Source organism: Nonomuraea sp. 3N208 (assembly GCF_052245935.1).
In the GTDB taxonomy this organism is placed as follows: domain Bacteria; phylum Actinomycetota; class Actinomycetes; order Streptosporangiales; family Streptosporangiaceae; genus Nonomuraea.
The window spans coordinates 48,310-63,475 of sequence record NZ_JBQQBR010000036.1; the positions used below are offsets into that span (position 1 = coordinate 48,310).

At 71.0% G+C, this 15,166-nt stretch carries 12 protein-coding genes; 9 read left to right on the forward strand and 3 right to left on the reverse strand.

The features are described from left to right. Nucleotides 1-6: 6 nt before the first annotated feature. Nucleotides 7-3,522 (forward strand): serine/threonine-protein kinase, encoded by a 3,516-nt coding sequence (locus ACTWPT_RS42235; RefSeq protein ID WP_443183233.1) that lies wholly within the window; start codon nt 7-9, stop codon nt 3,520-3,522. Between the two features lie 9 nt (nt 3,523-3,531). Further along, nucleotides 3,532-4,383 carry an alpha/beta fold hydrolase gene (locus ACTWPT_RS42240; RefSeq protein WP_443183163.1) on the forward strand — a complete coding sequence of 284 codons (852 nt, stop codon included), beginning with the start codon at nt 3,532-3,534 and terminating at the stop codon, nt 4,381-4,383. A gap of 65 nt (nt 4,384-4,448) precedes the next feature. Here ACTWPT_RS42240 and ACTWPT_RS42245 read toward each other — a convergent pair whose 3' ends face one another. Continuing rightward, complete coding sequence (locus ACTWPT_RS42245; RefSeq protein ID WP_443183164.1) at nt 4,449-5,162, reverse strand: PaaI family thioesterase; 714 nt, start codon at nt 5,160-5,162, stop codon at nt 4,449-4,451. Nucleotides 5,163-5,512: 350 nt separating this feature from the next. Here ACTWPT_RS42245 and ACTWPT_RS42250 point away from each other — a divergent pair, with 350 nt between their 5' ends. The 4 genes from ACTWPT_RS42250 to ACTWPT_RS42265 all read left to right on the forward strand — a co-directional run bounded on the left by ACTWPT_RS42250 (nt 5,513) and on the right by ACTWPT_RS42265 (nt 9,588). Beyond that, nucleotides 5,513-6,280, forward strand: a complete 768-nt coding sequence (locus ACTWPT_RS42250; RefSeq protein ID WP_443183165.1) for a potassium channel family protein — start codon at nt 5,513-5,515, stop codon at nt 6,278-6,280. Between the two features lie 78 nt (nt 6,281-6,358). Further along, nucleotides 6,359-6,994: an AAA family ATPase gene (locus tag ACTWPT_RS42255; RefSeq protein WP_443183166.1), complete on the forward strand. Its 636-nt coding sequence runs from the start codon at nt 6,359-6,361 to the stop codon at nt 6,992-6,994. Nucleotides 6,995-7,159: 165 nt separating this feature from the next. Further along, complete coding sequence (locus ACTWPT_RS42260; protein WP_443183167.1) at nt 7,160-9,124, forward strand: S8 family peptidase; 1,965 nt, start codon at nt 7,160-7,162, stop codon at nt 9,122-9,124. A 116-nt stretch (nt 9,125-9,240) separates the two neighbouring features. Further along, entirely contained in the window at nt 9,241-9,588 is a 348-nt protein-coding gene (locus tag ACTWPT_RS42265) for a YciI family protein (protein WP_443183168.1), read from the forward strand. A 236-nt stretch (nt 9,589-9,824) separates the two neighbouring features. Here ACTWPT_RS42265 and glnA read toward each other — a convergent pair whose 3' ends face one another. Beyond that, nucleotides 9,825-11,186 (reverse strand): type I glutamate--ammonia ligase, encoded by a 1,362-nt coding sequence (gene glnA / locus ACTWPT_RS42270; protein WP_443183169.1) that lies wholly within the window; start codon nt 11,184-11,186, stop codon nt 9,825-9,827. Nucleotides 11,187-11,349: 163 nt separating this feature from the next. On the opposite strand from glnA, the gene ACTWPT_RS42275 reads away from it, so the two are divergent. Further along, the gene (locus ACTWPT_RS42275) at nt 11,350-11,895 is read left to right on the forward strand and encodes an EF-hand domain-containing protein (RefSeq protein ID WP_443183170.1); all 546 of its coding nucleotides are present in this window, start codon (nt 11,350-11,352) and stop codon (nt 11,893-11,895) included. Nucleotides 11,896-11,903: 8 nt separating this feature from the next. After that, nucleotides 11,904-12,878: a terpene synthase family protein gene (locus ACTWPT_RS42280; RefSeq protein WP_443183171.1), complete on the forward strand. Its 975-nt coding sequence runs from the start codon at nt 11,904-11,906 to the stop codon at nt 12,876-12,878. 15 nt (nt 12,879-12,893) lie between these two features. On the opposite strand, the gene ACTWPT_RS42285 is transcribed toward ACTWPT_RS42280, so the two are convergent. Next, nucleotides 12,894-13,856, reverse strand: coding sequence for a DUF5937 family protein (locus ACTWPT_RS42285; protein WP_443183172.1), 963 nt, complete (start codon nt 13,854-13,856; stop codon nt 12,894-12,896). A 59-nt stretch (nt 13,857-13,915) separates the two neighbouring features. On the opposite strand from ACTWPT_RS42285, the gene ACTWPT_RS42290 reads away from it, so the two are divergent. Beyond that, nucleotides 13,916-15,109, forward strand: a complete 1,194-nt coding sequence (locus ACTWPT_RS42290; protein WP_443183173.1) for an MDR family MFS transporter — start codon at nt 13,916-13,918, stop codon at nt 15,107-15,109. Nucleotides 15,110-15,166 lie beyond the last annotated feature (57 nt).

Sequence of the window (15,166 nt, forward strand, 5' to 3'; positions counted from 1 at the left end):
GTGGAGATGTTGACGGACGAGGATCCCCAGCGGCTCGGGGACTACTGGCTGGCCGGACGGCTCGGGGCGGGCGGCCAGGGAGTCGTCTACGAGGCGTACGCCGAGGACGGCCGGCGGGTGGCGATCAAGGTGCTGCACCGCGGCCAGGCGGCCCAGCTGGCCAGGGAGGTCACCGCGGCGCAGCGGGTGGCCGCGTTCTGCACGGCCAAGGTGCTCGAGGCGCGGCTGGAGGAGCCCAGGCCGTACATCGTCAGCGAGTACGTCGAGGGCCCCAGCCTGCGCACGGCGGTCGCGGAGGGACGCCGCTTCACCGGCGGCGACCTGCACCGCCTCGGGACGGCGGTGGCGACGGCGCTGACCGCGATCCACGACGCGGACGTGATCCACCGCGACCTCAAGCCCGACAACGTGCTGCTCGGCGCGGACGGCCCACGAGTGATCGACTTCGGCATCGCCAGAACGGCGGAGATGTCGCTGACCACGACCGGGCTGGTGACGGGGACGCCGACGTACATGGCGCCGGAGGTGTTCACCGGGCAGCGGGCCGGGAAGCCGGCGGACGTGTTCGCGTGGGGCGCGATCATGTTGTACGCGGCGACGGGAACCGACCCCTTCGAGGCCGAGAGCCTGGGCGGGGTCATGCACCGCGTGTTGTCGGCCGTCCCCGACCTGAGCGTGCTGCCGGAGGCGTTGCGCCCGCTCGTGGCCGCCACGCTCAGCAAGGAGCCGCTGCATCGGCCGAGCGCACGTGAGCTGCTGCTGTCCCTGGTCAGCGGGCATGCCGGGGCCGACACCGCACATCTGCTCGCCGAGGGCGGCAGGGAGGCCGCCGGCGTGACCGCGGCCGCGGCGGATCCGGCGCTGGGGACGCTGGCCGAGGACGCGTATGCCGATCTGAGCCCGGAGGAGCGGGAGCTCGCGCCCGAGGTGTTCCTCAGGCTCGTCACGGTGGGCGAGCGGGGCGAGTTGTCGGCGCGGCGGGCCGACCTGGCCGAGCTGGTGGACGGCAGGCCGCTGCCCGAGGTGTCGTCGGTGACGAGGATGCTGGAGGTGTTCGCGTACCTGCTGGGCAGGGACGGCGAGCAGGTCTGGCTGGCCCGGCCGGCGCTGCCGCACGCGTGGCCGCGCTACCGCCGCTGGGTGGACGCCAACCGGGACGGCCTGGCCGTGCACCGGGAGATCCTTGCGGCGGCGCGGCGATGGGAGCTGGCCGGGCGCAGGGACGGTGACCTGTTCCACGGCCACAGCCTGGAGAACGCGCTGCAGTGGGCGGCCACGGCCCGCAGGAACATCACGCTGTCCCCATTCGAGCGGGACTTCCTGGCGGCGGGCGCACGGGTGCGCACCCGCCGGGCCAGGCGGGACCGGCTCGTGACGCTCTCGCTCGGCGGTCTGCTGGTGATCGCGCTGGTCGCGGCCGGGCTGGCCGTGTACCAGGGCGGGCTGGCCGACGAGCGGGCCGCGCGCATCGCCGTGCAGCGCGACCAGGCGGAGGCCGCCAGGCTGGCGCAGCTGGCGGACACGCTGCGGCAGAGCGACCCGCGGGTCGCGATGCAGCTCAGCGTGGCGGCGTGGCGGCTGGACCGCACGCCGCGGACGCGGGCGGCGCTCAATGCCTCGCTGGCGCAGCGGGAGGTGGCGATGTTCCGGGATCCGGCGTTCATGGATTCGGGGGCCACCGACACGCTGCGGGTGCTGAGCCCCGACGGCAGGACGCTGGCCGGCGTCGGAGGCGACGCGATCCGGCTGTGGGACGTGCCCACCGGCAGGAGCGCCGGCGGGATCGCCAAGCTGGGCGTCGCGGGGGAACGACTGCTCGGGGCGGCGCTGTCGCCCACCAAGCGGTATCTGCTGGTGGCGACCGACGCCCGCGTCGCCGTCTGGGACCTGCGGACGGGTAAAGCGGCGCGCTCGTGGGCGTACGGCAGGAAGGGCGTGCCGATCCAGGTCGCGTACGGGACCGTGGACCGCTACGCGCTCGTGCACGTCAACGACGACACCTACGTGTGGGACCTGGAGCGCGGCGGCCGGGCGCGGACCACGGCCGCCCTGGGCCCCATGACGCCTTCTGGGGAGGCGATCTACGCAACGAGCACTCCCGGGCGGATCGACCTGCTGCGCCTGCCTGACCTGGCCAGGCGGTCCACCCGCCCGGCCGCGGAACGATGTGGCACGTGCGGGACGCCGCTCGCGCTGACCCCCGACGGCCGCTGGCTGCTGGAGCCACTGCGCCGTGGCCTGCAGTTCACGTCACTGCGCGACGGCGGCACCGGCACGATCGGGCAGGACGGGACGGCATGGAACGGGGGCGAGCTCGCCTTCAGCCGCGACGGGCGGCTGCTCGCCTCGGTCACGCGTACCGGGATCCAGGTGTGGCGGGAGGACGGTGCGTACCTCACGGGCTTGTCGGTGCCCGGTGGGGTGGACGACGACGCGCAGCCGGTGCCTCAGGCCGGCTTCGACGGACACACGCTGCGGTACCTGAACGAGGACCGGGTCGTCACCGTGGACCTCGCCGGCCTCACCGAGGATCGGCCCGCGGCCACGGCGTGGTCGGAGGTGGCGCTCGTGCCCGGGCGCCTGCTGGCCACCGAGGACTTCACCACCGTCTATCTGACCAGCCCCGGTCGGCCGGCCGGAAAGCCCGTGCAGCTCAGGCCGGACGACGACGGGGCCGGCGCCCTGGCGCTCAGCCCGGACGGGCGGCTGGCGGCCGTGGGCGGCACCGGCACGATGTCGGTGCTGGAAACGGGCACGCGGCGCGAGTTGGCCCGCTGGCCGGTCGGCGACTTCACCGAGACGGACCAGCTGGCGTTCAGTCCTGACGGGACGAGACTGGCCGGCGTCCTGGAGGCCAACGACCTGGACACGGGGAGCACGTATACGGTGCGGGTGTGGGACTGGCGGGCCCGCAGCCCACTGTGGTCGGCGAACGTGGACCAGGTGCGGGACGTCGAGTTCTCCCCCGACGGCACGACCCTGGCGGTGGCGTCGAGCGCGCAGCAGCTCTTCGACGCCGCGTCGGGCCGGCCGCGTGGCGCGGCCTTCGGCGGGACGGGCCAGGGGACGACGATCACCGGCGTGGTGTTCACCAGGGACGGTGGCGAGGTGGCGGCGGTGGACTCGCGCGGCCGGGTGACGGTCTACGACGTGGCCACGCACCGGCAGAGCGGGCAGGCGATCCGGGGCCGGGTCGGTGGCGGCGCGATCGCGGTCAGGTCGCCGCGCGAGGACGTGGTGGCGGTGGGCACGCGCGACGGGCGGGTGCAGCTGTTCGACCTGGCCGCAGGGGCGGACCTGGGGGTGTTGCGCGACGGGCACGAACAAGGGCTGGCAGCGCTGGCGTTCTCCGCGGACGGGTCGAAGGTGCTGGTACTGGACGGCGCGGGCACTCAACGCGAGCAACTCGTCGAGCCCGGCCAGGTGGCCGCCGCGGTGTGCGCCCGCGCCGGGAAGCCGCTGAGCGCCGCCGAGTGGGAGCGGCACGTGACCGGCGCTCCGTACCGGGAGATTTGTCCTTAGGATCCGGTTATGAGATTCGACGAGGTCGGCGGGCTGCGGATCGCCACGTTCGGGAACGGGCCGCGGATGATCATTGCGGTGCACGGGATCACCGCGTCACTGATGGCGTGGGGCGCGGTGGGGCGGCGGCTGCCGGAGGGGTGGTCGCTGGTGGCGATGGACCTGCGCGGGCGCGGACACAGCGCCTCACTGCCCGGCCCGTACGGCCTGCCGCGGCATGCCGAGGACGTGCTGCGGGTCGCCGACCACGTGGGGGCCGGGCCGGACACGGTGCTGACCGGCCACTCCATGGGTGCGTACGTGGCCGCGCTGGCCGCCGCGCGACGCGACTTCGCCCGGGTGGTGCTGGTGGACGGCGGGATCCCGTTCCCGCGGCTGCCCGAGGGTGTGGACGCGGACGTCGCGCTGGAGGCCACGCTGGGGCCTGCGCTGGCGCGGTTGCGGCAGACGTACCCGTCGGCGGAGGCGTACGTCGACTTCTTCAAGGCGCATCCCGCGTTCGCCGGGCACTGGAACGACGACGTCGAGGCGTACGTCCGTTACGACCTGACCGGACCCGAGGGCGCGCTGCGGTCGCGGGTCGTGGGTGAGGCGGTGCTGCAGGACGGACGGTGGCTGAACACGGAGCAGGACGAGGCAGGGGCGGCGCTGGAGGCGATCAAGGCGCCGCTGTTGCTGCTCCGGGCACCGCGCGGGCTGCTCGACCAGGCCGTCGGCCTGCTCCCCGACAACCTGACCGCCCCGTGGGCGGCACGGCTGCCCGGGCTGCGGGACGAGATGATCCCCGACTGCAACCACTACACGATCATGTTCGAGGACCGCTGCGTGAGGACCGTCGTGGAACGGCTCACCCGGGGTTGAGGCCGCCATCCCCAACGAAAGCGGCCCCTGAGCGTGCGATGCTCAGAGGCCGTCCGTGGTCCAGGTCAGCGTGGAGCGATCCATGTAGCGCGCGCGGCCGCCACCAGCGTGCCGTCCATCTCATAGATGGCGCTCTGGCCGTACATCTTGCGGCCGTCGCGGCCGGTCGGGCGGGCCACCACCGAGTAACGCCCGCCGGTCTGCACCGACCGGTGGATCTGCAGGGCCAGCCTGCCGAGCAGGGCGGTCTCGCCCGGGCCGAAGTGCGCCCAGCCGGTGATGCAGTCGAGCACGGCACCGATGATCGAGGCGGGCACCCCGTCCTCGCCCGTCACCGTGAACGGCACCCGCCAGCCGGCGGCCACCAGATCCGTGCCCTCGACCGGCCCGGGGAAGATGCGCAGGCCGTCACCCGGCTCGCGCAGCCCGCACGCGAAGCACTCGGCGAACGGGTGCGCCTTCAGTCCGACGAACCCGGCCTCGGCGCGGGCGGCGTCGTTGAACGCCACGAACCCGGGCCCCTCCAGGTCCTCGGCCACGGGAATGGCCTCGACGAGCAGCCTGTCGCCGTGCGAGAGGGACGCGGAGTTGGCCACGTGCTCCAGACGCAGCTCGGTCTCCAATGGCGAGGGGGCATGGAGCGTGACCTCGACGGCTGATCGACCACCGCTGAGCGTCTCCGCCATGGTCCCCGCGATCCAGCCGCCGTTGGCGACTCCCTCAGGCCCGCGGAAACGCTGGGGAACGGTCAACACGGTCTGCAGGGCAGCCGTCGTCATGCCACATCCTCCAATATCGCCACATGAGGCGCAAAGTCCGAAATACCATAAAGAACAGGCCAATTTTACCTGGACCGCCCGTTTACCCAGAGGGCGGGGGTCCGGGTGCTTGCTCCGTACCCCCGCATAACGCCTCGACCGGGTCCGAAACTTCCCCACCCTCATCGTGAGGCTAGCCACGGCACGTGGCACGGACGTGACTCAGGGGTCAGAAGCAACGAAAATCGGCCTCACTCCGGGAGCGATCCCGGCGTGAGGCCGATCAAGGCGTTGCCAGTACCTTAGCCGGGAAATCCGATGTCCCGTGACCAATTCCCCCCAATATGGGCCGTCCGGTGCACACTGTCGGCATGGACCGGCTGACCTCCTGGGAGCGACGCACCAGCGTGGCGCTCCTCGCCATCGGCACGGGGTTCCTACTGAGCTGGGCGATCCCCGTCCTCGTCCCCGACCTGCCCCCGGCCGCGCATACCGCCTTCTGGTACGTCCAGGTCACCACCTGGGCCCTGTTCACCGCCGACTACCTGATCCGCCTCGCGCTCGCGCCCCGCCGCCTGCGTTTCCTCCTCAGGAACATTCCCTCGCTCCTGGTCGTCCTCCTCCCCCTCCTGCGGACGCTGTGGCTGCTGCGGGCGCTGCTCCTCCTGCAGGTCATCGCCGACCGGGTACGGCTCCCCCTGCGCCTGCGCGCGGTCGTGTACGTCACCGGCACGGCGTTGTTCCTGTGCGTAGTCGGCAGCATCGCCGTCCTTGAGGTGGAACGCGACAATCCCGACGGCAACATCAAGACCATCGGCGATGCGATCTGGTGGTCGCTCACCACGATGACCACCGTCGGGTACGGCGACCGCTTCCCCGTCACCCCTGAGGGCCGGCTGGTGGCGTCGGGCCTGATGATCGCGGGCATCGCCCTGGCCGGCGTCGTCACCGCCGCCATCGCGTCCTGGTTCGTCGAGCGGTTCGAGCGTACGGCGGCGCTGGACCGCCGTACCGAGGCCGAGCTGGCCCAGGTCAGCGCCGAGCTGGCCGAGACCCGCAAGGCACTGGCCGACCTCGCCCACACTCATGGCATGCTGCGTGACGAGCTGGCCACGCTCACGGCCCGATTGAATTCATAACCGTTGAAGCGCGCGCCCGAGCGCGGCCTCGGCGAGGCTGGTCGTGCCGGCGTGATCGGAGTGAAGGGGACGTGGATCGTGCGAAGTGAGCCTGCGCAGGGCGCGATGGTGCGGTACCCGTCCGGATCCCTGGTCATCCTGACCGGGCTCCCGGGCGCGGGCAAAACCACCCTGCTGCAACGCCTGTACGGGTTGCACGGCGCGGAGAGCACGCCGGTCGCGAAGGACGCGGTCATGGTGATCGACTCGTCGCAGTCCCGGCGGCACTGGGACGGCCGAATGACCTGGGCCCCCTATCCGCTGCGCCGCGCCGTCGTCTTCGTCACCCACCTGACCCGCATCCGCCGGGCGCTGTCCGGCGGGCAGTCGGTCATCGCCCACAACCGCGGCTGCGGCCCGTACGTGCTGCGCGGCTTCGCCTGGCTGGCCCGCCGGCACGGCGCCGCCTTCCACCTGCTCCTGCTGGACGCCCCGGCGGAGGCGGCGTTGGCCGGGCAGCGAGCCAGGGGCAGGGTGGTGGCGCCACGCACGTTCGCCCGCCACCAGCGACGGTGGGCGGGCCTGGTGGCCCGGGTCAAGAACGGCGACCCGGCCCCGGCGGCCGGCGCCCTCCTCGTCGACCGCGCCGAGGCGGCCCTCCTGGAGTCCATCGTCTTCGACGGCGCCGGCCCCTCCGGCAATTCAACACACCAAGATTTCCACATAACGGAATAACCTCATCCCCACCGTTTCCTCCCGTCACTCCATACGCTTGGCGCTCAGACATAAACGGGGAAGCGTTCCAATATCAGCCACGGGGAAGCGCGGGCGTCGCTGAGCTCTGCTCGCATGCCCGCATGTCCGCTGATGTGTGGGTCCCCTCAACCCCCCGGAGGTCCTGTGAGACTGCGGTCTCTGCTGGCGGGCGCGTGTGTGCTCGCCATGACTACGACGGCCATGCTGGCCGTCGGCGCGCCCGCCCAGGCGAGCGCTGGCGACCCGGAGGTCGCCAGCAGCCTTACGGCCGACGTCAAATCGGGCGATAAGGTACGCGCGATCATCGAAGTCAAGAGCGGCGAGAGCGTTTCAGCGGTGGCCAAGACCACTGAGGACGCCTCGAGCGCCACCAAGGTCGTCGACAAGACGAGCTCCAATGAGTTCCTGGTCGCCACCATGGACAAGAAGACGCTCGACACGCTCAAGACCGACGACCGGATCGATTCCATCTACGAGGACAAGCTGAGCCGGCCGTCGCTCGATGTCAGCACCAGACTGATCGGCTCGGACAAGGCGAACGAGGCTGGCTGGACCGGTCAGGGCTTCACCGTCGCGGTCCTCGACACCGGCATCGACCGTGACCACCCGTTCTTCACCGGGCGGATCGTGACGGAGGCATGCTTCTCCACCACCTATCCCGACCCGGACTACCAGTCCGAGTCGCTGTGCCCGAACGGGCTGCCGAGCCAGACCGGCGCGGGCGCGGCCGACGCCGAGACCGCCAAGTGCATCGTGGGCGGCACAAACGAGTGCTACCACGGCACGCACGTGGCCGGCATCGCGGCCGGCAAGAAGGCTGGGAACGCCCCCTCCAACGGCGTCGCTCCTGGGGCCGGCATCCTGCCCATCCAGGTCTTCAGCCGCTTCAACGGCCCCATCTGCGAAGCTAATCGCCTCGACACCCCCTGCTTCCTCACCTTCACCTCCGATCAGAAGCGGGCGCTGCAATACCTCGAGAGCGTACATTCCACGCACAAGGTCGTTGCTGCCAACATGAGCCTCGGCGGCGGTCCGAAGCACACCAGGCACTGCGACAACGACCCCGCCTACGGCTCGCTCGCGCCTGAGGTCGCCTCGCTGCTGCAGAGCGGCGTGACCACGGTCATCGCCGCGGGCAACGAGAGCCATGAGGATGGCGTCTCCAGCCCTGCCTGCCTGTCCAAGGCGCTCACGGTCGGCGCCACCGACGACGGCGACGCCCCGGCCGCCTTCGGCAACCGTGGCGCGCTGCTCGACCTGTTCGCGCCAGGCGTGGGCATCAACTCCTCCGTGCCCAACAACACCTACGGCCCGCTCAACGGCACCTCGATGGCGGCCCCGCACGTGGCCGGGGCGCTGGCGTTGATGCGTCAGGCCTACCCGAATATGTCCGCCCAGGCGCTCGCCCAGAAGCTGGAGACCACCGGCAAGGCCATCCGCTACGACAGCGGCAACGCGCAGGTGACCACCAAGCGCATCGACCTCGCGGACGCGCTGCCGCCCAAGCCGACCACGAGCCCGACGGCGACGCCCACCACCTCCCCGACGGGTACACCTACGGCCACCCCGACCGTGACGCCCACCGTCACGGCGACGCCCACGCCCACGCCGACTAAGACGCACACGCCGAGCCCGACGCCGACGCACACCCACACGGGCGGCCCCGAGGACCCGGGCGTGGACAGCAACCCGATGCCGGTCCCCGACAACTGCACCCGGGGCAAGGGCACCAAGCCTCTGAGCGCCAAGGCCTGGGCCAAGGAGATGCTGAAGAACAAGGGCAGCCTGAGCGACAAGGCGCTCCTGTGCTACCTGACACTGGCCCAGAACGGCAGCAAGATCTTCCCCGAGCTGACCGACGCGACCACCATGGCCAAGGCGTACAAGGTGCTCGGCGCCAAGAGCAAGGCCGCCAAGGCGCTGCTCGACCGTGAGCTGCTGGCCGCCTGGCTGAACTACGCGCACGGCGTGTACAACGGCTCGGCCAAGGTGCACGGCAAGACGACGCTGTCCAAGGCCGTCGCGGCCGCGGAGCGGCACCGTGCGGGCAAGAGCACGGCCGCGATGAAGAAGGCGGCGGTGTACCTGTACAAGCACGTCAACAAGTAGACATTTCCTGAAACGGCGGGTCATGTCGATGACGTGACCCGCTTTTTCGTTCCCGGGTGTCGATCCGATGGACGTCGTTCGTGTAAGGGGTGAGAACTGAAGGAAAGGAGCCACTCATGAAGCAGTACGTACTCACCATTTACCAGGGCGACGGGCCGCCGCCGGGACCCGAGATCCTGGACCCGATCATGCGGGACCTCGGCGCCCTGGACAAGGAGATGAAGGACGCCGGCGTGTGGGTCTTCTCCGGTGGGCTGCAGCCTGCCGACCAGGCGCGCGTGGTCCAGATGCGGGGCGGCGAGGTGTTCTCCACCGACGGCCCGTACACCGAGGGCAAGGAGCACATCGGCGGGTTCACGATCATCCAGGCGCCCGACATGGAGACGGCGCTCGCGTGGGGGCGCAAGCTGGCCAGAGCGGTGGCGCTGCTGCCTGTCGAGGTACGCGAGTTCCAGGGGGAATGATCAGCTGGCTATCCTGCCCGCATGCCGATGATCCGCCCCGCCACAGCCGAGGACCTGCCGCTGCTCACCACCTGAGAGGATGACCGCGACACGGCGGCCTGGCTGGGCGAGACGGGCCTAGCCTGACGGCGCGCCCGGGCGCTCTACGAATCGGAGGGCTTCTCCGTCACCGGCACGGTGGCGGCGGAGGGCCTGGTGATCAGGTCACTCCGCCGCAGCGCCACCGGAAACGCGGATCAGAGGACGGGCAGGTAGCGGCCGAGCTCGAACTCGGTCACGTGGCGGCGGTATTCGCGCCACTCCGTCCGCTTGTTGCGCAGGAAGAAGTCGAAGACGTGCTCGCCCAGCGTCTCGGCGACCAGCTCACTGCGCTCCATGACCTCGATCGCGTCGTTGAGCGAGCCGGGCAGCGGCTGGATGCCGAGGGCCCGCCGCTCCGCGCTGGTCAGCGTCCAGACGTTGTCCTCGGCCGCGGGCGGCAGCTCGTAACCTTCCTCGATGCCCTTCAGCCCGGCCGCGAGGATCAGCGCGAACGCCAGGTACGGGTTGCAGGCCGAGTCGAGCGAGCGGAACTCGATGCGCGTCGAGCCGCCCTTGTGCGGCTTGTACATCGGCACCCGCACCAGGGCCGAGCGGTTGTTGTGCCCCCAGCACACGTAGGAGGGCGCCTCGCCGCCCTGGCCTGCAATGGCCTCGGCGCCGCCCCACAGCCGCTTGTAGGAGTTGACCCACTGGTTGGTGATGGCGGTGATCTCGGCGGCGTGCTTGAGCAGCCCCGCGATGAACGAGCGCCCGATCTTGGACAGCCGGTAGTCGGAGCCGGCCTCGTAGAAGGCGTTCCTGTCGCCCTCGAACAGCGACATGTGGGTGTGCATGCCGGAGCCGGGGTGCTCGGTGAACGGCTTGGGCATGAACGAGGCCCAGATGCCCTGCTCCAGCGCGACCTCCTTCATGACCAGCCGGAAGGTCATGATGTTGTCGGCGGTGGTGAGCGCGTCGGCGTAGCGCAGGTCGATCTCCTGCTGGCCGGGCGCGCCCTCGTGGTGGCTGAACTCGACGGAGATGCCCATCGACTCCAGCATCATGATCGCCTGCCGCCGGAAGTCGTGCCCGGAGCTGTGCGGCGTGTGGTCGAAGTAGCCGCCGGAGTCGATGGGCTCGGGCCGCTCGCCGGCCTCGGGCCGGTTCTTCAGGAGGAAGAACTCGATCTCCGGGTGGGTGTAGAACGTGAAGCCCATGTCGGCGCACTTGGCGAGGGTGCGCTTGAGCACCCAGCGCGGGTCGGCATGCGACGGCGAGCCGTCCGGCATGAGGATGTCGCAGAAAATGCGCGCGGCACCCGGCGTCTCGCTGCGCCAGGGCAGGATCTGGAACGTCGCCGGGTCCGGCTTGGCGAGCATGTCGGACTCGTAGACGCGGGCGAAGCCCTCGATGGCGGAGCCGTCGAAGCCGATGCCCTCGGCGAAGGCTCCCTCGAGCTCGGCCGGTGCGATCGCGACGGACTTGAGGAAGCCGAGAACGTCGGTGAACCAGAGCCGGATGAACCGGATGTCGCGTTCCTCGAGCGTGCGGAGCACGAACTCCTGCTGGCGGTCCAAGGCATCCCCTCATGAAGACAGTACAGGTCTCCTACCAGGATGCCGTGTCCGTGTTTCGCACACGTTACGGGGGGTGCCGGTGAACAAGCCGGTGCGTGCCTCGCTGACAAAGCCCCCGCCCCGCCTTACTGTGATCACGCAGTCAGTCTCGGGGGAGGCATTGGTGGCTATCGACCTGCTCAATCACAAGCTCGATCGGGCGTTCGACCACATCGACGCGAGCGGTAACGGCGTCGTCGAGCGTGAGGACTTGCTGGGGCTGGGCGCCCGCATCCTGGTGGGCTTCGGGGAGTCCCCCACATCGGTCACCGGGGCGAGCCTCGTCGACAGCTTCGACGGCATCTGGTCCGCTCTGGCGAAGGCGCTCGAACGGGACGGCGACTCCGGCATCGCGCGCCCGGACTTCCGCACCGCCATGATGACCGCGTTCGTCACCGGCGACCAGTACCAGCCGGTGTTCCGGCCGGCCACGGTGGCGGTGGCGGAGCTGTGCGACGGCGACCGGGACGGCGAGATCGACCTCGCCGCGTTCCGCACCATGTTGTGCGCGTTCGGCGTCGCCTACGACGACGTGGAGGAGGCGTTCGACCGGCTGGACCGGGCGGGCAAGGGCACGCTGACCGTGGACGGGCTGGTCACGGCCGCCTCCGAGTACTACCGCAGCGACGACCCGAACGCCACGGGCAACTGGCTTTTCGGTCCTCTGTGAGCATCACCGTGACCACCACCGTGTTCGCCACGGTGCGCACCGCGCTGCGTTCCGTGCTGTCCTCGATGCTGCCGCTGCCGCGCAGGGGCGGCGCCGCGGCCCTGGCGTTGCTGCCGCTCACCGAGCGGGTGCCGGCGATGGCCCAGCCGTGCCGGATGCACCCGGCCGTGTACGCGATCGAGGCCGCGGTCATCGACTGGGCCAGGAGGACGGGCCTGCGTGCCGACCCCGGTGTCGGCTTCCACCGGATGGCGGGCCGGGCGTTCGCCGAGTTCGACGCGGCCGCGGCGGCGTTGTTCGCGCAGTGGCTGACGTGGCTGTTCCACCTGGACGACGAGCTGGACGAGGGCGAGTGCCCGCTGGAGGTCTTCCACGGCATGCTCAAGGGGGCGGCGCGTCATCCGCTGGAGGCGGCGTTCGCGGACCTGTGGCGGGTGACGAGCGTGCGGATGAGCGACCGGTGGCGGGCCAGGTTCGCGGTGGGCCTGCAGCGGCAGCACGACGCCTGCCGTACCGAGGCCGACAACCGGGCGGCGGGCCGGATGCCGACGCTGGAGGAGTACCCGGCACTGCGCAGGGGCACGGTGGGGCCGTACTTGTACGACCTGGTCGAGCCGTGCCTGCGGGTGGAGGTGCCGGCCTGGGTGCACGAGTCCGAGCCCTGGCAGCAGCTGGTGAACGCCTGCAGCGACGTCACCGCCTGGTGCAACGATGTCGCCTCGCGGCCGAAGGAGCACGGCGACGTGCACAACTTCGTGGTGCTGGCGATGCGCCAGCTCGGGCTGGGCGAGCGGGAGGCGACGGCCTGGGTGCTGGACAGGATCGTCCGGCGCTGCGAGGACATGCAGACGGCGGCCAGGCGGCTGCCGCTGGAGGCCCTGGCGCCCAAGGCGGCGAGGGACGTCAGCAAGGTGGCCTGCGCCTACCTGGCGGCGCCCCGTGCGCACCTGGACTGGCTCCTGGAGTCCACGCGCTACGCCTGACTACCACGTTGTTGCTCACGTCTGACCGGCGAGCGTGTCGCCGGTCGGGGTGCGGCGGTAGACGACCTGCTTGCCGACCCGCATCCCGACCGTGAGCCCGCCGCCGCTGAGCACGCCGAGGTGCTGGCTGACCGCGCCCGGTGTGAGCGACATGCGGGCGGCGAGCGCGGAGGTGGTGCTGGGTTCGGCCAGCGCGAGCAGGATCTGCGCCCGGCTCCGGCCGATCAGCGCCGCCAGCGCGCCGGGGGCGGGCGGCGGGCCCTGCTCCCACAACGTGCCGACGCCGAGCACGGGGTAGACGAGCATCGACTGGTACGGCGCCGACATGACCGCCACCGCCGGGCCCCAGAAGGCGCTGGGCAGCAGCACGAGCCCGTCGCCGTGCAGGCCGCTGACCTCGCAGTGGTGCCGTTCGATGAGCAGCCGCTCCCCCGTCCAGACCACGGTGGGGTCGAGCCCGGCGAACAGCGCGCTGGCGCCGCCCTGGGCCAGCTGCCGCGAGCGGCGCAGGACGTCGCGTTCGAGCAGGGCGTACACGCGGGGCCAGTACTCGGAGAAGCATGACTCCCAGTACGCCTGAAGCGTGTTCGCCACTCTGGCCACGCCGGCCTCGGGGTCGGCCATGAACCGCTCCAGCACGGCCCGGTCGGTTCCCCGCACTCTCGCCGCCTCCTGCTCGGCCCGCTCGGGCGGCGCGTTCCTGACCCGGTCGAGCTCGGCGGCGAAGTCCGGCATCGGCGTGTCGGGCGGCGGGGTGACGAAGTCGGCGATGTAGCCGGCCGGCGGCACGAGCGCGAACAGCTCGGCCAGGTCGAGACCGGCCAGCCGGTGACGGACGACCTTGAGCCACGGCAGGTGGATCGAGTGCCTGGCGGGCTGCTGGAGGGTGCGCAAGCTGGCCACGAGCTCCCACATCGGGGAGAACGCGAACCGGATGCGCGCCACGTCCTCCGGCGTCATGACCCAGGTGATGGACATCCTTTTAGTGTGGGCTAAACCGTTCGCGCCGGGAAACCGGAAATATCAACCTTTGTCGCGTGTCTAGTCCCACTGTCGAGAAGCCGTCGTTCCTCCGTTCCCAGGTCGCCGGCCTGCCCCGCCCGTTCTGGGCCCTGTGGGGCGGCACGCTGGTGAACCGCCTCGGCACCATGGTCATCCCGTTCACCGGCGTCTACCTGACCCAGGCCCGCGGCCTGTCGGTGACCGCCGCGGGCCTGGTGATGGCCGTGTTCGGCGCGGGCTCGCTGCTGTCCCAGCTGCTCGCCGGCGTGCTCACCGACCGTGTCGGGCGGCGGGCCACGCTGTCGGGCGGCATGCTGGCCACCGCCGCCTCCATGCTGGCGCTCGGCTACAGCACCTCGCTGCCGGCGATCCTGGCCTCGATGTTCGTGCTCGGCCTGGTGATCGACGCCTACCGGCCCGCGTCCAACGCCCTGGTCGCCGACCTGGTCTCGCCCGCGGAGCGACCCCGGGCGTACGGGCTGCTGTTCTGGGGGATCAACCTCGGCTACTCGGTCGGCATGACCGCCGGCGGCTGGCTGGCGGGGCTCGGGTTCATCTGGCTGTTCTGGATCGACGCGGTGTCGAGCGTGGTCTTCGCCGTGCTGGTGTGGCGGGCGGTCCCGGAGACGCGGCCGGCGGCGCGGGAGTCGGGCGGCGGATTCGGGGTGGTGCTGCGCGACCGGGTGATGGTGGCGTTCACGATGGTCACGCTGGGTCACGCGGTGCTCTACGTGCAGACGATGAGCATGCTGCCGGTGGCGATGACCAAGGTGGTGGGGCTGACGACGGCGCAGTTCGGGCTGGCCATGGCGCTGAACGGGGTGCTGATCGTGGTGGTCCAGCCGCTGGTGTCCGGCTGGCTGGGACGCAGGGACGCCTCACGGACGTTCGCGCTGGGCGTGGCCGTGATGGGGGCCGGTTTCGCGATGACCGCGTTCGTCACCAGCCCTCTGGGGCTGGCCGCGACGATCGCAGTGTGGACGGCGGGCGAGATCGTCACGGCGGGCATCGCGGGCTCGATCGTGGCCGCGCTGGCGCCCGCGGAGTTGCGTGGGCGGTATGCGGGGTTGTTCGGGTTCGCGTGGTCGGTGGCCATGGTGCTGGCGCCGCTGCTCGGCGGGACGCTGCTGGACCTCGGGATGGAGGCGTTGTGGTGGACGATGGGCGGGGTCGGGCTGGTGTCCGCGGCGGGGATGCTGGCGCTCGGGCCCGCGATCCGGCGGCGTTGAGAGAATTTTGATCGGGTATTGGCACTTGCCCGATAATTTTCTCCCATCCATGGGGTG